Annotated in this window: 17 protein-coding genes; 13 read left to right on the forward strand and 4 right to left on the reverse strand. The window is 70.2% G+C overall.

Going from position 1 to position 17,825, the window contains the following annotated elements; genetic code table 11:
- Nucleotides 1-65 precede the first annotated feature (65 nt).
- The 8 genes from AVL59_RS03120 to AVL59_RS03150 all read left to right on the forward strand — a co-directional run bounded on the left by AVL59_RS03120 (nt 66) and on the right by AVL59_RS03150 (nt 7,078).
- Nucleotides 66-794, forward strand: a complete 729-nt coding sequence (locus AVL59_RS03120; protein ID WP_067299673.1) for a VC0807 family protein — start codon at nt 66-68, stop codon at nt 792-794.
- An 81-nt stretch (nt 795-875) separates the two neighbouring features.
- On the forward strand, nt 876-2,087 hold the full coding sequence (locus AVL59_RS03125; RefSeq protein ID WP_067299674.1) for an MFS transporter: 1,212 nt from the start codon (nt 876-878) through the stop codon (nt 2,085-2,087).
- A complete protein-coding gene (locus AVL59_RS03130; protein ID WP_067299675.1) occupies nt 2,038-3,210 on the forward strand; it encodes an acetoin utilization protein AcuC in 1,173 nt (390 codons plus the stop codon). Before AVL59_RS03125 ends, AVL59_RS03130 begins: the two co-directional genes overlap by 50 nt.
- A 118-nt stretch (nt 3,211-3,328) precedes the next feature.
- Entirely contained in the window at nt 3,329-4,144 is an 816-nt protein-coding gene (locus AVL59_RS03135; RefSeq protein ID WP_067299676.1) for a phosphatase, read from the forward strand.
- A 130-nt stretch (nt 4,145-4,274) separates the two neighbouring features.
- The gene (locus AVL59_RS03140; RefSeq protein WP_067299677.1) at nt 4,275-4,484 is read left to right on the forward strand and encodes a helix-turn-helix domain-containing protein; all 210 of its coding nucleotides are present in this window, start codon (nt 4,275-4,277) and stop codon (nt 4,482-4,484) included.
- Between the two features lie 134 nt (nt 4,485-4,618).
- The gene (locus AVL59_RS47400; protein ID WP_003948845.1) at nt 4,619-4,717 is read left to right on the forward strand and encodes a 30S ribosomal protein bS22; all 99 of its coding nucleotides are present in this window, start codon (nt 4,619-4,621) and stop codon (nt 4,715-4,717) included.
- A gap of 229 nt (nt 4,718-4,946) precedes the next feature.
- A complete protein-coding gene (locus tag AVL59_RS03145; RefSeq protein ID WP_067299678.1) occupies nt 4,947-6,008 on the forward strand; it encodes an NAD-dependent epimerase/dehydratase family protein in 1,062 nt (353 codons plus the stop codon).
- Between the two features lie 14 nt (nt 6,009-6,022).
- Nucleotides 6,023-7,078, forward strand: coding sequence for a lysophospholipid acyltransferase family protein (locus tag AVL59_RS03150; protein ID WP_067299679.1), 1,056 nt, complete (start codon nt 6,023-6,025; stop codon nt 7,076-7,078).
- A gap of 83 nt (nt 7,079-7,161) precedes the next feature.
- Here AVL59_RS03150 and AVL59_RS03155 read toward each other — a convergent pair whose 3' ends face one another.
- The 3 genes from AVL59_RS03155 to AVL59_RS03165 all read right to left on the reverse strand — a co-directional run bounded on the left by AVL59_RS03155 (nt 7,162) and on the right by AVL59_RS03165 (nt 10,783).
- Nucleotides 7,162-8,394 carry a DUF5667 domain-containing protein gene (locus tag AVL59_RS03155; protein ID WP_067299680.1) on the reverse strand — a complete coding sequence of 411 codons (1,233 nt, stop codon included), beginning with the start codon at nt 8,392-8,394 and terminating at the stop codon, nt 7,162-7,164.
- A 235-nt stretch (nt 8,395-8,629) separates the two neighbouring features.
- Entirely contained in the window at nt 8,630-9,409 is a 780-nt protein-coding gene (locus tag AVL59_RS03160; protein ID WP_067299681.1) for an ECF subfamily RNA polymerase sigma factor, BldN family, read from the reverse strand.
- Nucleotides 9,410-9,835: 426 nt separating this feature from the next.
- Complete coding sequence (locus AVL59_RS03165; RefSeq protein ID WP_067299682.1) at nt 9,836-10,783, reverse strand: HAD family hydrolase; 948 nt, start codon at nt 10,781-10,783, stop codon at nt 9,836-9,838.
- A 94-nt stretch (nt 10,784-10,877) separates the two neighbouring features.
- Here AVL59_RS03165 and AVL59_RS03170 point away from each other — a divergent pair, with 94 nt between their 5' ends.
- The 5 genes from AVL59_RS03170 (at nt 10,878) to AVL59_RS03190 (ending at nt 16,578) form a co-directional block, all read left to right on the forward strand.
- Complete coding sequence (locus AVL59_RS03170) at nt 10,878-11,159, forward strand: glutaredoxin family protein (protein ID WP_208870303.1); 282 nt, start codon at nt 10,878-10,880, stop codon at nt 11,157-11,159.
- Between the two features lie 256 nt (nt 11,160-11,415).
- A complete protein-coding gene (locus AVL59_RS03175; RefSeq protein WP_067299683.1) occupies nt 11,416-12,192 on the forward strand; it encodes a redox-sensing transcriptional repressor Rex in 777 nt (258 codons plus the stop codon).
- Nucleotides 12,189-13,886 carry a glutamyl-tRNA reductase gene (locus AVL59_RS03180; RefSeq protein WP_067299684.1) on the forward strand — a complete coding sequence of 566 codons (1,698 nt, stop codon included), beginning with the start codon at nt 12,189-12,191 and terminating at the stop codon, nt 13,884-13,886. The genes AVL59_RS03175 and AVL59_RS03180 overlap by 4 nt, the downstream gene beginning before the upstream one ends.
- Nucleotides 13,883-14,878, forward strand: a complete 996-nt coding sequence (gene hemC, locus AVL59_RS03185) for a hydroxymethylbilane synthase (protein WP_067299685.1) — start codon at nt 13,883-13,885, stop codon at nt 14,876-14,878. Before AVL59_RS03180 ends, hemC begins: the two co-directional genes overlap by 4 nt.
- Entirely contained in the window at nt 14,875-16,578 is a 1,704-nt protein-coding gene (locus AVL59_RS03190; protein ID WP_067299686.1) for a bifunctional uroporphyrinogen-III C-methyltransferase/uroporphyrinogen-III synthase, read from the forward strand. The genes hemC and AVL59_RS03190 overlap by 4 nt, the downstream gene beginning before the upstream one ends.
- A gap of 99 nt (nt 16,579-16,677) precedes the next feature.
- Here the strand turns inward: AVL59_RS03190 and AVL59_RS03195 are convergent, their stop codons facing one another.
- Complete coding sequence (locus tag AVL59_RS03195) at nt 16,678-17,670, reverse strand: phospholipase D-like domain-containing protein (protein ID WP_067299687.1); 993 nt, start codon at nt 17,668-17,670, stop codon at nt 16,678-16,680.
- Nucleotides 17,671-17,825: the final 155 nt, after the last annotated feature.

A 17,825-nucleotide genomic window follows, 5' to 3' on the forward strand; every position in this document is an offset into this window, starting at 1 on the left:
TGTCATGCGGACCACCGGACGATCGTTTCTGGTGGCGGACCCCGCCCGGCGGCGAAGCTGAGGGCATGACGAAGAACGCGGGGGCCCAGGGCCGGAGCAAGAACCAGCAGCAGCCGAGCGTGCTGGACAACTTCAAGCCCCTGATCCTGGATGTGGCGGTGCCGCTCGGCTCGTACTACCTCTTCAAGTACGGCTTCGGGATGAGCACCTTCGCGGCGCTCGCCTGGAGCAGCGTGGTGCCGGCGCTGCGGACCGTGTGGGGCCTGGTCAAGGAGCGGAGGACCAACGCCCTGGCCGGCCTGATCCTGATCGTCAACATCGTCTCGCTGCTGCTGAGCTTCGTCTCCGGGGACCCGAGGCTGATGCTCGCCAAGGACAGCGGGATCAGCAGCACGGTCGCGATCGGGATCCTGGTCTCCGTCGTACTCGGGAAGCCGATGATGACCGCCGGCATGAAGCCCTTCCTGCTGAAGGGGGACGCGGAGAAGGAGACCGCCTGGGAGCGGCTGATGTCGGGGGCGGCCGCCGGATCCGCGGCCTTCGTGCGTAAGGAGCGGGCGTTCTCCGTCGTCTGGGGTGTGGCCCTGCTCGCCGAGTGCATCGCGCGGATCGTGGGCGCGTACACCATCCCCGTGGACACCATGGTGTGGCTCGGCACGGTCTTCCTGATCGGTGCGATGGCGATCGCCTTCGTCGTCGGCGGCGGCCTGGCCGTCGAGCCGATGGAGAAGATGCTGGCCGCCGAGGTCGAGGCCCACAAGGCCGGGACGCCCGAGGTCGCCGTCGCCGCCTGAGCCTCCGCTCGGCAAAGCTGAAGGAAATTCATCTTTGGCTGGATCTACCCACAGGTAAGCCGGGGCCCTACGCTCGCCGCCATGACTGATGTGCTGCGGCGCGGTAGGGCCTCGTTGGCGTTCAGCTTCTTCGCCCAGGGCGCCGGCTTCGCGTTGCTGGTGACGCGCATTCCGGCCATCCAGGACCGGTACGGCATCTCGGACGCGTTGTTGCCGGTCTTCCTGGCCGCCGTGCCGATCCTCGCCGGAGTCGGCAGCGTGACGACCGAGCAACTGGTCAAGCGGGTACGGCCCAGTCGGCTGCTGCGCTGGTCCCAGCCGGTGGTGCTGCTGGCGCTGGTGGGCGTGGGGGCGGGCGGGCAGCTTGCCGAGCTGGCCGTGGCCCTCGGTGTGTTCGGACTGGCGGTCGGTGCGCTGGACGCCTCCATGAACATGCTCGGGGTGAGCCTGCAGCGGACGTACGGGCGCAGCATCATGCTGAGCTTTCACGCCGCCTACAGCCTGGGCGGGATCGTGGGCGCCTCGCTGGCGTGGGCGGGCGCGCACTGGCATCTGGCGCTGTGGGTGTCGTACCTGCCGGTGGCGGCGGTGCTGCTGCCGGCGACGCTGGCGGGGAGCCGGTGGTACGTCGACGGGGATCCGGCGCCGGTGGCCGAGGAGCCGGGGGCGCGCGGGGCCGTCGTGTTCCGGCTGCTGCTGCCGCTCTGCCTGGTGATGACCTTCGCGTACATCGGGGACTCGACCGTCTCCAACTGGAGCGCGAAGTATCTGAAGGACGTGCTGGGCAGTTCCGAGCAGCTGGCGACCGTGCCGTACAACGTGTACATGGTGACCACGCTGGTGGGGCGGGCCATCGGGGACTTCGGGGTACGGCGGTTCGGGGCGGTGGCGGTCGTGCGGCTCGGGGCGCTGGTGGCGGCCGGCGGGTTCGCGGTGGTGTCCGTGGCGCCGGACGCGTCGGTCGGCATGCTCGGGTTCACCCTGCTGGGGCTGGGGCTGTGTGTGCTGGTGCCGCAGACGTTCGCGGCGGCGGGGCGTCTGTTCCCGGGTGCGTCGGATGCCGCGATCGCACGCCTCAACATCTTCAATTACGTCGGCTTCCTGGTCGGTTCCCCGTTGGTCGGGGCGCTCGGGGACGTCTGGAGCTACCGGGGCGCCATGCTGGTGCCGATGGTGTTGGTGCTGGTGACGCTGGTGTACGCCAGGTCGTTCGCGGCTCAACCGGACCGATACGGTGGCGGGCATGAGCGGCCGCGCACAGCTGATGTGGGACGAGGCAGTAACGGGCTATGACTTCGGGCCGGACCATCCGATGGATCCGGTCCGGCTGGAGCTGACCCGGAAACTGGTGGGTGCCTTCGGGCTCGACCGGGAGATGGGTGTCGTCGCGGCGAAACCGGCCGGGGAGTCGACACTGCGGCTGGTCCACCGGGAGGACTACATCGCCGCCGTGAAGGCGGCCTCGGCGGATCCGCGGTCGGCCGACGGGTCGTACGGGCTCGGTACGGTGGACGATCCCGCGTTCGCCGGGATGCACGAGGTGTCCGCGCTGATCGCGGGGCAGTCGGTGGGGGCGGCGGAGGCGGTGTGGCGGGGGGACGTCGACCACGCCGTGAACTTCGCCGGCGGGATGCATCACGCGATGCCCGGCGGCGCGGCGGGGTTCTGCATCTACAACGACGCGTCCCTGGCCATCGCGCGGCTGCTGGAGCTGGGGGCCGAGCGCGTCGCCTATGTGGACGTCGACGTGCATCACGGGGACGGGGTCCAGGCCGCCTTCTGGGAGGATCCGCGGGTTCTGACGATCTCGCTGCACGAGCATCCTCGTACGTTGTTCCCGCAGACCGGGTGGCCCGAGGAGACCGGGGCCGGGGCCGGCGAAGGGGCGGCCGTGAACGTGGCGCTGCCTGCGGGGACCGGGGACGCCGGGTGGGTGCGGGCGTTCCACGCGGTGGTGCCGGAGCTGCTCGCCGAGTTCCGGCCGCAGGTGCTGGTCTCGCAGCACGGGGCCGATACGCACTTCGAGGATCCGCTCGCGCATCTCGCGGTGTCGCTGGACGCGCAGCGGGCCGTGCAGGTGGCCTGTCATGAGCTGGCGCACGAGTACGCGGACGGGAAGTGGGTCGCCCTGGGCGGCGGCGGGTACGCGGTGGTGGACGTGGTGCCGCGGTCGTGGACGCACCTGGTGGGGATCGCCGCCGGGCGGGAGATCGCTCCTGGGACGGTGATTCCCGAGGGCTGGCGGCAGGAGGTGTTCGCCCGCACCCGGCAGTTGGCTCCGCAGCGGATGACCGATGGCCGGTGGCCGGTGTCCTTCGCGTCCTGGGAGTCGGGCTACGACCCTGCCGACCGGCTCGACCAGGCTTTGCTGGCCACTCGGCGGGCCGCGTTTCCGCTGCGGGGCTTGCTGCCGTGAGCGGCCCACCCGTCTCGGCCGGCTGAGCAGGCGCCCATGAAAGGCCCATTACGCCAACCGTGCGGTCTTTCCCCGTTCTCTGCCTGATCTCACCTTCCAATGGGCCACCATCGCACCCGTGTTGACCGCCGATGCCCTCCGTGCGCATCTGCTGGCTGTCCGGCTCGCCGGGGAGGTGGCGACTTCTCGGGAGGAGAGTCTTCGTAGTTATCGGCTGTTCGCGGCTCGGGATCCGCGGGTGTTGATCGGGATTGATCCCGAGTGGAGCTGGGGGCAGCGCGATTTGCTTGCGTTGATGTCGCAGAAGTGTGGGGTTTCGGCCGATCCTCGGCACACTTCAGGGCTGGACGTGATCGACCCGGAGCTGACGCTGGCCGCGCTGGACGCGTTCGCGGAGCGGATCCGGAGTGCGGCCCGGCGGGGTGCGCCCGTGCTGCTCGGCACCGGGCATCCGCACCGGTTGCTCGGGTTCTACGGCGGCTTGGCGGACGCGCTGTCGGCGGTGGGGTGTGAGGTGCTCACCCCGGCGCAGGGTCGCTGTGTCGACATATTGACCCGGTTCGGTCTACGCACGTACCACCTCGACTACGTTCGAGGTGTTGCCTTGGTGCGGGAACCAGGGGTCGAGCGCCCCGGTTGTGAGCCGGGTGTCCACAGCCATTCGCCGCTGCCGGTTCGGGTCGCTCTGGCGGCCGCGGCCGAGGTCGGCGGGCCTTTGCCGGAGCTGGTGATCGGTGACCACGGCTGGGTCTGCGGCGCAGGTCAGCTGGGGTTCGAGGCGATCGGGCTGGCAGATACGGATGATCCCGCGCTGTTCGTGGGGGAGGCGGAGGGGGTCGTGTCCGTCGCCGTTCCGGTTGATGATGCCGTGCGGTCTGCTTACTACCGGCCGCTGACCCGCTACGTACTCAATCGAGCGTGTCTGTCACAGTAGGCCGCCGATGGGTGCACCTCTTCCCCACTCGCATCACCCGCCCCTACATTGGGGAGTGAGCACGCAACGACGAAGAGTCACCGGAAGGGGAAGCCGGTGGCCCGTCGAGTGCGGAAGGTTCAGGTGTGTCATGGCTGCTGGCGAGAGGCCTCTGAACGAGGTTGTGTTCCTTACCGTGGCGGAGGTTGCCGCGGTGATGCGAGTGTCGAAGATGACCGTGTACCGGCTGGTGCACAGCGGTCATCTGCCCGCGATCCGGGTGGGGCGGTCCTTCCGTGTCCCCGAGCAAGCGGTACACGAGTACCTTCGCGAGAGTTATGTGGGGGTGGAGACGGCCTGACGGCACTTCCGGGAGACCCCGGAACACGCCTCGATTACAAGCTCGTCGCTCAAGCGGGTAGGCTAGCCCCTCGTAGGTCGTGTGGGCCCATGGCGCCCAAACAACCGAGTGATGAGAAGTGAGCGAGGGTAGTCGTGGGCTCTGTTATCAAGAAGCGGCGCAAGCGGATGGCCAAGAAGAAGCACCGCAAGCTGCTGAAGCGCACGCGCGTTCAGCGCCGCAACAAGAAGTAAGCGGCGCCGCGAGAGCGTGTCCTGTGGCCCCCCACCCCGTGCGGTGGGGGGCCACAGTCATGTCCGCCCGCGATTCCCGGCCGGCGTCGGCATATTCCGACTGGGGAATTTCCGTCACCTCGTGCGTCGGGCGGTCATCACAGCGCAACATCGACCCGCTAAGTTGGCGCACACGGGGAACGCGGCTGGGACCAGGTTTCGCACGAGATCGGGAAGGAAGGCGCTGATCTTGGGGAAGGTCGTGCTCGTCACCGGAGTGGCCCGGCAACTGGGCGGCCGGTTCGTGCGGCGGATCCAGCGGGACCCGGAGGTCGACCGGGTGATCGCCGTGGACGCGGTGCCTCCGGCGCACCATCTGGGCGGGGCCGACTTCATCCAGGCCGACATCCGCCAGCCCACCATCGCCCGGGTGCTCGCCGAGACGGGCGCCGACACGGTCGTCCACCTGGATGTGACTGGTACCGCGCTGGGCGGCGGCAGCCGGGCCACGGTCAAGGAGACCAATGTCATCGGCACCATGCAGCTGCTCGGCGCCTGCCAGAAGTCGCCGACCGTGCGGCGGCTGGTGGTGAAGTCCAGTACGAACGTCTATGGATCCGCGCCGCGGGATCCCGCCGTGTTCACCGAGACGACCCCGCCCAAGTCGCTGCCCAGCGGCGGCTTCGCGAAGGACACGGTGGAGGTCGAGGGGTATGTGCGCGGGTTCGCCCGGCGGCGGCCCGACGTCGCCGTGTGCGTGCTGCGTTTCGCCAACATCCTCGGGCCGACCGCGGACACCCCGCTCGCCTCGTACTTCGCGCTGCCCGTCCTGCCGACCGTGTTCGGCTACGACCCCCGGCTGCAGTTCGTGCACGAGGACGACGTCATCGAGGTGTTGCGGATCGCCTCGCACGAGCCGCGCCGGGGCACCCTCAACAGCGGCACCTTCAACATCGCCGGGGACGGCGTCCTGCTGCTCTCGCAGTGCTCGCGGCGGCTCGGGCGGCCCACCGTGTCGCTGCTGCTGCCGGCGGTCACCTGGACCGGTTCCCTGGTGCGTACGCTGGGCATGACGGACTTCTCCCCGGAGCAGATCCGGCTGCTCACGCACGGCCGGGTGGTGGCCACGGACCAGATGCGCGAGACGCTGGGATTCGCGCCCAAATACACGACGGCGGAGACGTTCGCGGACTTCGCGCGCAGCGAGGGACCAGGGTTGCTGCCGCCGGAGGCCCTCGCGGGGGCCGTGGACCGGATCGCCGCGCTCGCCGCGAGGAGCGGCGGGCACCTCCCGACGCACAGCGCCAACTGAGGAGCGCAGCAACGATGGCTGACGCCAAGGTCATTCCGTTCGACGACGACCGGTCCCGCGGGGGTGCCGTGCAGCGACCGTCGCGGCGCCGGAGCGCGGCGAGCCGGCGCGCCCCCGCGCCGGGCGAGCCCGCGCCGGTCGGCGAGGTCCAGCCCCTGCCCACCAGGGCCGCCCCGCAGGATGATGTCCCGGTGACCCGGGAGGAACAGCCACTCGATGAGCCGCAGGGCGGCGGCCTCGAACGGCGCATCGCGGGCGGCCTGGCCTTCCTGCGCCGCCGCCTCACCGGGGACTACGAGGTCGACGACTTCGGCTACGACGAGGAGCTCACCGACCAGGTCCTGATGTCGCTGCTGCGGCCGGTGTACGAGAAGTACTTCCGTGTCGAGGTGAAGGGCATCGAGAACATCCCGGCCGAGGGCGGGGCACTGATCGTCGCCAACCACTCCGGGACGCTGCCGCTGGACGGCCTGATGATGCAGGTCGCCGTGCACGACCAGCACCTCGCCGACCGCCATCTGCGACTCCTCGCGGCCGACCTCGTCTTCGTCCTCCCGGTGGTCAACGAACTCGCCCGCAAGCTGGGACACACCCTCGCCTGCGCGGAGGACGCCGAACGGCTGCTGGGACAGGGCGAGCTGGTCGGGGTGATGCCGGAGGGTTTCAAGGGCATCGGGAAGCCGTTCAGCGAGCGCTACAAGCTCCAGCGGTTCGGCCGGGGCGGTTTCGTCTCCACGGCACTGCGCAAGGGCGCGCCGATCATCCCCTGCGCGATCGTCGGGGCCGAGGAGATCTACCCGATGATCGGCAACTCCAAGACGCTCGCCCGGGTGCTGGGATTCCCGTACTTCCCGCTGACGCCCACGTTCCCGTGGCTCGGGCCGCTCGGGGCGATCCCGCTCCCCACCAAGTGGACGATCCAGTTCGGCGAGCCGATCCCGACGGACGGCTATCCGCCGGAGGCCGCCGAGGACCCGATGCTGATGTTCAACCTGACCGACCAGGTCAGGGAGCAGATCCAGCACACGCTGTACAAGTTGCTGGTGCAGCGGAGATCGGTGTTCTTCTGAGTCCTTCCGCGTTCCTCTGAGAACGGCGACGGGGGCGCCCCTGCTCGGAAAGGGGTGTCCCCGCCGCCGTGTCCGGGTGGCGTCTAGTTCGCCTCGTCGCTGTTGATGCCCAGGCCGGGCAGCAGGCCCGGGAGGAGCGGTGGGAGGGTGACGTCCGGCGCGGTCGTGGGCGGCTTGCTGGTGGGCGGGGAGCCGCTTTCGGAGCCGATCTTCGGCGGGTCGAGCAGACCGCCCGTGTTGCCTCCGATCAGGCCGCCCCCGCTGTCGCCGGTGGCCGAGCCGCTGGGACTGCCGGAGCCCGTGTGTCTGCCGGCGGACGGCGTGCCGCCGGCGCTGGGCGTGGTCGAGTGGTGGGGGCCGGAGGAACGGGTGGATGCCGAGCCGGAGCCGTGCCGCCTGCTGTCGCCCGTCTGGGCGGGCTGCTGCGGAAGCAGCGACTGCAGCGGGGCGACCTCTTGGTCTATGGCGTCGAAGACCGACGAGACCTGCTGTTTGACGTCTCCGAGCTGTACGGGCAGCTTGTTGCTGAGCGCGCTCCAGGCCTCCCGGTGGGACCGGGAGAAGCTGGAGAGGACCTGGATGGGGCCCAGGGATCCGGGGTCGCGCTCATAGGCCGCGTGCAGCAGGCGGTGGCCTTCGGTCACGTCGTGCTGCATGCCGGACAGGGTGCGGCGGATCTCGCCGATGGACTCGTGGTCGAGCTGGCCGCCGCGGCCGCGCTCCATTAGCCGACGGGCCTCGCTCAGCCGGGTGGAGGCCTGATCGAGGTAGGTCTGGCCGCGCTGGTCGTCGCCATCGCTCAGGTAGTTGAGCCTGAAGTCCTCGATGCCGCGCTTGAGGCCGTACAGCGAGTCGCCGGGCAGGGCGTCGGAGCTGGCGGCGGCGACCCCGCCGAAGGCCCCGGCGGCCACACCGACGCTGAGCCCGCCCGCGGCCAGCCCCTTGGTCAGCCGGGAACGCGGCCGCAGTTTGCCCAGCGGGCTCGCCCGGTGCGCACCCCGGCCTCTCGCCCGCTGGCCGGGCAGCGATGTGTCCGCCGCCCCGCCCGCGGTGCCCTCCTGGAGCATGGCCTCCATCGCGGCCACCAGCTGAGCACGCTGGACGGCTTTGACCTCGGGGTCGAGCTGTGGCCTGGGCAGCGCGCCGAGATCCGAAGCGACGGCCAACAAGCGGCCTTGTTCGGTGTGTTCCTCGGCGGTCGGCGGTGATTCCGCCGGTGCTGCGGTCTGCTCGGCCGCCGTGTCCCGGCCGGACTGCTCCTCCAGAGCCTGGGCGAAGGCGCTCGCCCGCCGGTGCGCCGATACGTTCGCGATCACTGGCGGCACCTCCTCTCGTCATGACGGTCGACTCCCCAGGGGGTCCTGAGGGTTGCACGCCCGCGACCACTTCACACGATCGAGCGATCAGCGATGGCCAAGACGTGACCACAGGGAGCCTGTATCCCGCACAACGACTGGCGCGGCACTTGGGTTACGGACGGCGGATGATCGGGTCAGAAAGGCAACAGGCTCTCACGGAACGTGAGTTGGCTGTCGCCCACGGTGGCGGCGTTCAGCGTGCGTCGTCCGGCAGAAGTCGGGCGAGGGTGCGCACGGCCCGGTACTGGAGCGTCTTGATGGCGCCCTCGTTCTTGCCCATCACACGAGCGGTCTCGGCGACGGAGAGGCCCTGCAGGAACCGGAGTGTCACGCACTCCTGCTGCTGGGGGTTGAGCCGGCGTACGGCGTCGAGCAGCGCGGCGTTGGAGAGGGACTCCAGGACGGAATCCTCCGGGGAGCGCTCGACCTCGTTGGCGTCGAGCATCTCGCCGGTGGTGACCTCCAGCCGGAAGCGGCTGGACTTGAAGTGGTCGGCGACGAGGTTCCGGGCGATCGTCACCAGCCAGGCGCCGAAGTCGCGGCCCTGCCAGGTGAAGGTGCCGATCCTGCGGAGCGCCCGCAGAAAGGTCTCACTCGTCAGGTCCTCGGCGGTCGCCTTACCGCCCACCCGGTAATAGATGTATCGGTACACCGTGTCGCTGTACTGGTCGTAGAGGCGGCCGAAGGCCTCGGCCTCGCCGGACTGGGCGCGCTCCACGAGGTCCATCATCCGGGCGCTGTCACTGTCGGCGGCAGGCCGACGGGCGGTGGCCGCGCCGGGCGCGCGGCCGCGTCTGCCGACGGCTGCGCTGCCCTCGGCCAGTGCGTAGCACGGGCCTAGGGGCGCGGCGGCGGCGAAGGCGGGGACGGCGTACGCGGTGGGGACGAAGCCGCGCAGCGTCTCTTTGACCGTTGCGACTGTTGCGCGCAGCGTAGCCAGGCCCGAGGCGTCAACCCCGACGTGTGGGTACACGGGACTCCCAGAGGCAGAGCTTCCATCACGTGCAGTGCGGGACCGTTCACCCGTCGTAGCGACGGAGGGGTACCGGTTTGCGTCTGAGGAGAATAACGCTTCGTGCAGGCACTGCTACACCGAGTTGCTCAAATCATCGATTGAGTCGCTTCTGTAGCCGATTGACGCCCCATCAAGTTCCACGGAATGATCGGTTGTTGATCGGAAAAGGGTGTGTTTCGGCGAAGTGGGGGGCGTGTTGGGGGAGGGCAGGCATAATCCGGCGGCAGACAACAGGTCTTCGATGGGATCGGTCAGGGGCATGACAGGTGCCGGGCGGCTGCGACTCCCCAGGGGCGCGGGGAAGTGCGTGAGGGGCCACAGCGTGCCCGTGGCCGGGGGGCGGCTCGCCGGTCTGCGGCGATTACCCGCTGATCACGCGCGGGACTACCGACGACGCCGGCTCAGCGCGATCGCCGCCGCGGTGCCACCGGCGACCGCGCCGACGCCCGCCGCCGCCGGGATGCCCACCTTGGCCGCCTTGCGGCCCGTGCGGTAGTCCCGTAGGCGCCAGTCCTTTTCCCGGGCGTGTTTGCGGAGCTTGGCGTCTGGGTTGATCGCGTAGGGGTGGCCGACCAGGGAGAGCATCGGGATGTCGTTGTGGCTGTCGCTGTAGGCGGCGCAGCGGGCGAGGTCCAAGCCCTCGGCCGCGGCCAGCGCCCGTACCGCCTCCGCCTTCGCCGGGCCGTGCAGCGGCTCGCCGACCAGCTTGCCCGTGTAGACGCCGTCGACCGACTCCGCCACCGTGCCGAGCGCGCCCGTCAGACCGAGGCGGCGGGCGATGACCTGGGCGATCTCGACCGGGGCGGCGGTGACCAGCCACACCTTCTGGCCCGCGTCCAGATGGGCCTGGGCGAGCGCCCGGGTGCCCGGCCAGATGCGGTCGGCCATGTACTCGTCGTAGATCTCCTCGCCGATCGTCTCCAGCTCGGCGACCCGGTGGCCCTTGACGATGGACAGGGCCGAGTCGCGGGCGTCCTGCATGTGCTCGGGGTCCTCGACCCCGGCCAGCCGGAACCAGGCCTGCTGCCAGGCGAATCTGGCGAGGTCGCGGGTCTCGAAGAACTTCCGCTTGTACAGGCCCCGCCCGAAGTGGAACAGCGCGGCACCCTGCATCACGGTGTTGTCGAGGTCGAAGAAGGCGGCCGCCTTGTCGTCGCCGACGACGGGGAACTGCGGTTCCTGGTCGGCGGCGTCAGGGGTCTCCTGTGCTTCCTGGGCTTCCAGTGCTTCCTGCGAGGACTTGCGGGCAGCCTCCGCCGAGGCCTCGCCTGCCAACACGCTGCGCGCCGTGGCGGAGCGCCTACGGGGGGTGAGCCATCCGAGAGCGGCCATGGCGTGAGCATAGCCAGTTTGTTCGGGGGTTCCGGAGTCGAGAGGTTTGAAGGGTGTGAACTCTCCGCGACCGCGTCGTTAAAGAAGGGCGAGAATGGCCGACATGAGCCCCCTCTTCCGGCGTAAGGCCGCCCCGCAGGAGCGTTTGGTCACCCTCGTCCGCAAGCCCGGATGTCATCTGTGTGACGACGCCGAGGCCGTGATCGAAAAGGTCTGCGGCGAACTCGGTGTTCCCTGGGAGCGGAAGGACATCACCGAGGACAAGGAGCTGCACGACCGGTACTGGGAACAGATTCCGGTCGTCCTCGTCGACGGCAGGCAGCACACCTTCTGGCGGGTGGACGAGGGCCGCCTCCGCAAGGAACTGACCGAGTAGTACAAGGCCACACCGGACGTCCCTTAGGATCGATGGCGGTTTGGTCTCGGGGGCGGGATTCATGAGGAGTGTGTCGGTTTTGCCCCCAGGAAGGTTCCCGAGGGACCCTGGAATGACGCGCGTGACCCCGGTCACGTTGGCCGGGCAAATCGGACACCATCTTTGTGCACGCGTTCACAAAGACATAGCCTGCTGTCGACGGGGCGGTCTGGGGACGTATGACCGCCTGCAGCCCCGCTCTACCCGCAGGAGCACCGTGGCAACTGGCCGAACACACCGACCGGCGACCCGTAGCCGAGGGATTCCCGAGGCCACCGTCGCCCGGCTTCCGCTGTACCTCCGAGCCCTGACCGCATTGTCGGAGCGCTCGGTACCCACGGTCTCCTCCGAAGAACTGGCCGCGGCGGCCGGAGTCAACTCCGCCAAGCTGCGCAAGGACTTCTCGTACCTGGGCTCCTACGGAACGCGCGGTGTCGGCTACGACGTGGAGTATCTCGTCTACCAGATCTCCCGTGAACTCGGCCTGACCCAGGACTGGCCCGTTGTCATCGTCGGTATCGGTAATCTCGGCGCAGCCCTGGCCAACTACGGCGGCTTCGCCTCCCGCGGATTCCGGGTGGCCGCGCTGATCGACGCCGATCCGGCGATGGCCGGAAAGCCGGTCGCGGGCATCCCCGTCCAGCACACCGACGATCTCGAGAAGATCATCAACGACAACGGGGTCTCCATCGGCGTCATCGCCACCCCGGCCGGCGCCGCCCAGCAGGTCTGCGACCGGCTCGTGGCCGCCGGGGTGACCTCCATCCTGAACTTCGCGCCGACCGTGCTTTCCGTGCCGGACGGCGTCGACGTGCGCAAGGTCGACCTCTCCATCGAGCTGCAGATCCTCGCCTTCCACGAGCAGCGCAAGGCCGGCGAGGAGACCGGGGCGGGCGAGGGCGCGCTGCCCGCGGCCGCTCCCCATGGCGCAGCCGCCGACGATTCCGCGGACCAGGGGCCGGACGGGGACGTACCCGCCGTGATGCCGGCATGAGTCTCCTCGTCGTAGGGCTGAGCCACCGCAGCGCCCCCGTGAGCGTGCTGGAGCGGGCCACGCTCAGCGTGGACGCCCAGATCAAGCTGCTCCAGGACACGGTCGCCGCCGAGCCGGCCGGCGAGGGCGCGGTCCTCGCCACCTGCAACCGCATCGAGCTGTACGCCGACGTGGACAAGTTCCACGCCGGTGTCGCCGAGCTGTCCACGCTGCTGGCCCAGCACAGCGGGGTCGGCCTGGAAGAGCTGACGCCCTATCTCTACGTGCACTACGAGGACCGGGCCGTCCACCATCTGTTCTCGGTGGCCTGCGGTCTGGACTCGATGGTCGTCGGCGAGGGGCAGATCCTTGGCCAGATCAAGGACTCCCTCGCCCGCGCCCAGGAGCTGCACAGCGCCGGCAAGCTGCTGAACGACCTGTTCCAGCAGTCCCTGCGGGTCGGCAAGCGCGCCCACTCCGAGACCGGGATCGACCGGGCCGGCCAGTCGCTGGTCACCTTCGGCCTGCAGCAGCTGGCCGCGGGCGGGGACGTGCGGGAATGGGCCGGGGGCCGACGGGCGCTGGTCATCGGCGCCGGGTCGATGTCCTCCCTGGCCGCCGCGACGCTCGCCCGGGCCGGGGTCCGCGAGGTCGTCGTGGCCAACCGCACCTTCGAGCGCGCCGAACGCCTCGCCCAGATCCTGACCGGGGCCGACGACAACGCGGTGGCGGCTCGCGCGGTACGGATGGATGCCGTACCGGACGAGCTGACACGTGCCGACGTCGTCGTCTCCTGCACCGGGGCGACCGGTCTGGTGCTGACGGCGGAGTCGGTCGCGCAGGCGGTCGAGGGCCGCACCGGGGAGCCCGTCGACGTCCGCGACAGCGGCCGTACGGCCGTGAAGGCGCCGCAGGCGCCCACCGGCGTCACGGCCGAGGAGAACTGCCCGCTGGACCTGGCCGCCGTACAGGGCGCGACCGGCTTCTCCGTGCACGGCGAGGCCGCCGTGGCCGGCATGGACGCGGCCACCCTGGAGCAGCACGCGGCCTGGGTCGACAACGGCACCGTGGACCGCCGTGAGGCCGCGCGGCGCAGCCCCGAGGCCGACGCCGAGGTGATCGCCGCGCTCGCCGCGACCGCCGCGACGGTCGGCCGGATCCCCGAGCGCCGCAAGCCCGAACCGGTGGCCGTGATCCCGCGCCCGGCCCCCGCCATGTACCTCCTCGACCTGGCCATGCCCCGCGACATCGACGCGGCCGTGCACCGGCTGGCCGGGGTGCGCCTTGTGGACATCGAGTCGCTGGCGGAAGCTTCCGCCGACGCGCCGATGGCGTCCGACGTGGACCAGGTCCGGCGTATCGTCTCCGACGAGGTCGCGGCCTTCGGCGCGGCACAGCGGGCGGCGCACATCACGCCGACCGTGGTCGCGCTGCGCACCATGGCCGCCGACGTCGTCGCCGGCGAGATCGCGCGGCTCGACGGCCGCCTGCCCGACCTGGACGAACGCCAGCGCGGCGAGATCCGGCAGGCCGTGCACCGGGTCGTCGACAAGCTGCTGCACGCGCCGACCGTACGGGTCAAGCAGCTCGCGGCCGAGCCCGGCGGCGCCGGGTACGCGGACGCGCTGCGCACCCTGTTCGACCTCGACCCCGAGACGGTGGCCGCCGTCTCCCGGGCCGAGGACAGCACAGACAAGAAGGACCGACCGGCATGAGTGAGAAGGCACTGCGACTGGGGACCAGGCGGAGCAAGCTCGCCATGGCCCAGTCCGGGCAGGTGGCGGAGGCCGTGAGCCGGGTGACCGGCCGGCCCGTCGAGCTGGTCGAGATCACCACGTACGGCGATGTCTCCCGCGAGGCGCTCGCGCAGATCGGCGGCACCGGCGTGTTCGTCACGGCGCTGCGTGACGCGCTGCTCAAGGGCGAGGTGGACTTCGCGGTTCATTCGCTCAAGGACCTGCCGACCGCGCAGCCCGAGGAACTGGTCCTGGCCGCCATACCCGTGCGCGAGGACCCGCGGGACGTGATCGTCGCCCGGGACGCGCTGAAGTTCATGGATCTGCCGCGGGGCGCCCGCATCGGCACCGGTTCGCCCCGCCGCATGGCGCAGCTGAACGCGTACGCGCGCACCCACGGCCTGGACATCGAGACGGTCCCGATACGGGGCAACGTCGACACGCGGATCCGATACGTCCGCGACGGTGAACTGGACGCCGTCGTGCTGGCCGCCGCCGGACTGAACCGGATCGGCCGCAGCGACGAGGTCACCGACTTCCTGTCGGTCGACACGGTTTTGCCCGCCCCCGGCCAGGGGGCCCTGGCGATCGAGTGTGCCGCGGACCACGCGGACCTCATCGCGGCGCTCGGTGAGCTCGACGACCCGTTCACGCGGGTCGCCGTCACCGCCGAGCGATCACTGCTCGCCGCCCTGGAGGCCGGTTGCAGCGCACCTGTGGGCGCGTTGGCCGACTTTCCCCCACTCTCGGCTCCGCTCGAGCGGGGGGACCCCCAGGCCGACGGGCAGATTGTCAAGGAAATGCGCCTGCGCGGCGTCGTCGGCACGACCGACGGCACCCGCATGGTGCAGCTGTCCACCACCGGTCCCGTGCCCCAGACGCACGAGCAGGCGATGGCACTCGGTCGCGACCTCGCCACCGAGATGCTCGCCCAGGGCGCGGCCGGTCTGATGGGGGAGCGAGCACAGTGAGCCCCACCACCCTTCCCGCCGGTCCGGAACACGGGCACGTCACCTTCCTCGGTGCCGGACCCGGGGATCCGGGACTGCTGACTCTGCGCGCTGTGGAGGCGCTGTCGAACGCGGACGTCCTGGTCGCCGAGCACGAGGTGCTCGACGTGATCCGGACGCACGCCCGACAGGGCGTCTCCGTCGTGCCGATGAACGCGGATCCCTCCACGATCTCACCGCCGGGCACACCCCAGCTGACGGTCGTTGACGGCACGTCAACAACCGCCGCCGTCCCGGCCGCTGCCCGGGATGCCGCTCATCTTGTCATGGAGGCTGCGCGGGGCGGCAGGCGGGTCGTCCGTGCGGTTTCCGGCGACCCGGGACTTGATACGTACGCGGCCGAGGAAATGCTCGCCTGCGCCGCCGCCGGTGTGCCCTTCGAGGTCGTGCCGGGTGTGGCGGCAGCGGTCGGCGTGCCCGCGTACGCGGGTGTGCCGCTGCGGGACGCGCAGGGGACGGACGTCCGGTTCGTGGACGCCCGTACCGCCTCCGACCGCTGCTGGACGGAGGTGGGCGCCTCCGACGGCACGGTGGTGGTGTCGACGACGCTGGACGCGGTGGCTGCGGCCGCCGGCGAGCTGGTGTCGGCGGGTCGCAAGCCGGACACGCCGATGACGGTGACGGTCGCCGGTACGACCACCCGTCAGCGGACCTGGACGGCGACGCTCGGGACGATCGCGCAGACGCTCAAGCAGGCGAAGGTGCTGCCCTCGCCCGAGGGCGGCCGGCCGGTGATAGCCGTGGTCGGTGAGCGTTCCGCCGCCGCCCAGCGCGACCAGCTGTCGTGGTTCGAGTCCAAGCCGCTGTTCGGCTGGAAGGTGCTCGTGCCGCGTACGAAGGAGCAGGCGGCCTCGCTCTCCGACCAACTGCGGTCCTACGGCGCCGTGCCGCACGAGGTCCCGACGATCGCCGTCGAGCCGCCGCGCACGCCCCAGCAGATGGAACGTGCCGTCAAGGGGCTCGTGACCGGACGGTACGAGTGGATCGCCTTCACCTCGGTGAACGCGGTCAAGGCCGTACGGGAGAAGTTCGAGGAGTACGGGCTCGACGCCCGGGCCTTCGCGGGCATCAAGGTGGCCGCGGTGGGCGAGCAGACCGCCAAGGCGCTGATCGCCTTCGGCGTGAAGCCGGATCTGGTGCCGAGCGGTGAGCAGTCGGCCGCGGGTCTGCTGGAGGACTGGCCGCCGTACGACCCCGTATTCGACCCGATCGACCGCGTCTTCCTGCCGCGCGCCGACATCGCGACCGAGACTCTTGTGGCCGGGCTCATCGAGCTGGGCTGGGAGGTCGACGACGTCACGGCCTACCGGACCGTGCGGGCCTCGCCGCCGCCGGCGGAGACGCGGGAGGCGATCAAGGGGGGTGGCTTCGACGCGGTGCTCTTCACGTCCTCGTCGACTGTCCGGAACCTGGTGGGTATCGCGGGCAAGCCGCACAACGTGACGGTGATCGCGTGCATCGGTCCGGCCACGGCCAAGACGGCCGAGGAGCACGGGCTGCGGGTCGATGTCATGGCTCCGGAGCCTTCGGTGCACAAGCTGGCGGAGGCGTTGGCCGACTTCGGTCTGAAGCGGAGGGCCGCCGCGCTGGAGGCGGGGGATCCGGTGACCCGGCCGAGCGAACGGCGGCCCGGGGCTCGTAGGCGCCGCACGACCACCTGAGGTACCAGGGGGCTCCGCCCCCTGGACCCCGTCTTCACCCACCCGCCGTCGCTCTGCCCACCGAGTCGGGTGGTTGGTGCGGGGCAGGTGGAGCAGGACTTACGCGGGTGTGCCGCCCGCGTAGTCGCCGTTGAACGTCGTCTCGATCGTCTGCGCAACCGGCTGGGCCACGCCCGTGCCGGTCAGGATGATGCCCAGCTCCCGGTTGTTGCTCAGGGAGTTGCTGCTGATGTTCATGGAGCCGGCCTCGACCTCCTGGGTGGACAGGCCGTAGTCGGCGACCATCGCCTTGGCGTGGATGTAGAAGCCGTTGGGGTCGGAGTAGCCGACGACCTTGCCGCCGGCCGCCTTGATGGACGACACCTGACTGGAGTAGCTCGACGGGTTCTCCAGGACCACCCGGACCGCCACGCCCGCCTTCGCCCGGGCCACGATCGCGTCGACCACCGTGCTGTCGCTCAGCTCCAGTTCCTCGACGTCGAGGGTCTTGGTGGCCGTGTCGACGACGGACACCAGACGGTTGCGGGAGTCGGTGGGGGACCACAGGAGGTGGTCGCCGTCGGTGGGGGTGACCGATGTGGCGGCGTAGTCCGCGTTGAAGACCTTCTCTATCGAGGCGACGTCGCGGGTGTCGTCGTCGAGGACGCCGTAGTCACGGCTGGTCGCGTAGTACTGGGAGGTGAGGTTCCCGGTCAGGATCAGGGACTTGGTGCCGTCGACCGTGATGGTCTTCTGGTGGGTGTAGACGAAGGCGGAGGAAGACCAGACCACGCCTATGCCCGCGTTCTTCAGGGCCGTGTACGCCGAGTTGTTCGCGGTCTTGTGCTGGCGGTCCAATATGACCCGGACCGTGACGCCCTTGGCCTTCAGGGCTATGAGGTCGTTGACGGCCGTCGTGTCCTCCAGCTCGTACATGGTCATGTCGAGCGTGCTGGTGGCCGAGTCGACGAAGTCGTAGACGGCGGGCTGGCCGCCGCTCCGGGAGAAGGCGAACGCGGAATAGCTCGCGGCGTTCGCGGGGACGGCGGCGGCGACGACGGCTGCGCCGGCGGCCAGAGCGACGCCCGCACGGCCGAGGACCTTCCACAGCATGAGTGACTCCTGGTGGGGAGAGGGGGGAACGCACGTGGGCGGAACATGGGGGGAGTGGCGCGTGCATGACACCACGCGCGTAGAACGCTGGGGAGTCATGCGCATCGAGGGACGGCCAGGAGCTCGCAAAGACTTCGTATGAGGGGCCGCTATGC

It is taken from the genome of Streptomyces griseochromogenes (assembly GCF_001542625.1).
Classification (GTDB): Bacteria; Actinomycetota; Actinomycetes; order Streptomycetales; family Streptomycetaceae; genus Streptomyces; species Streptomyces griseochromogenes.

Bases quoted from the DNA above. Each gene is read 5' to 3' on its own strand.
- AVL59_RS03165 (WP_067299682.1), bottom strand. From the start codon at position 10,783: ATGGCCGCTCTCGGATGGCTCACCCCCCGTAGGCGCTCCGCCACGGCG.
- AVL59_RS03150 (WP_067299679.1), top strand. From the start codon at position 6,023: ATGGCTGACGCCAAGGTCATTCCGTTCGACGACGACCGGTCCCGCGGG.
- AVL59_RS03140 (WP_067299677.1), top strand. From the start codon at position 4,275: ATGGCTGCTGGCGAGAGGCCTCTGAACGAGGTTGTGTTCCTTACCGTG.
- AVL59_RS03180 (WP_067299684.1), top strand. From the start codon at position 12,189: ATGAGTCTCCTCGTCGTAGGGCTGAGCCACCGCAGCGCCCCCGTGAGC.
- AVL59_RS03125 (WP_067299674.1), top strand. From the start codon at position 876: ATGACTGATGTGCTGCGGCGCGGTAGGGCCTCGTTGGCGTTCAGCTTC.
- AVL59_RS03120 (WP_067299673.1), top strand. From the start codon at position 66: ATGACGAAGAACGCGGGGGCCCAGGGCCGGAGCAAGAACCAGCAGCAG.
- AVL59_RS03170 (WP_208870303.1), top strand. From the start codon at position 10,878: ATGGCCGACATGAGCCCCCTCTTCCGGCGTAAGGCCGCCCCGCAGGAG.
- AVL59_RS03130 (WP_067299675.1), top strand. From the start codon at position 2,038: ATGAGCGGCCGCGCACAGCTGATGTGGGACGAGGCAGTAACGGGCTAT.
- AVL59_RS03195 (WP_067299687.1), bottom strand. From the start codon at position 17,670: ATGCTGTGGAAGGTCCTCGGCCGTGCGGGCGTCGCTCTGGCCGCCGGC.
- hemC (WP_067299685.1), top strand. From the start codon at position 13,883: ATGAGTGAGAAGGCACTGCGACTGGGGACCAGGCGGAGCAAGCTCGCC.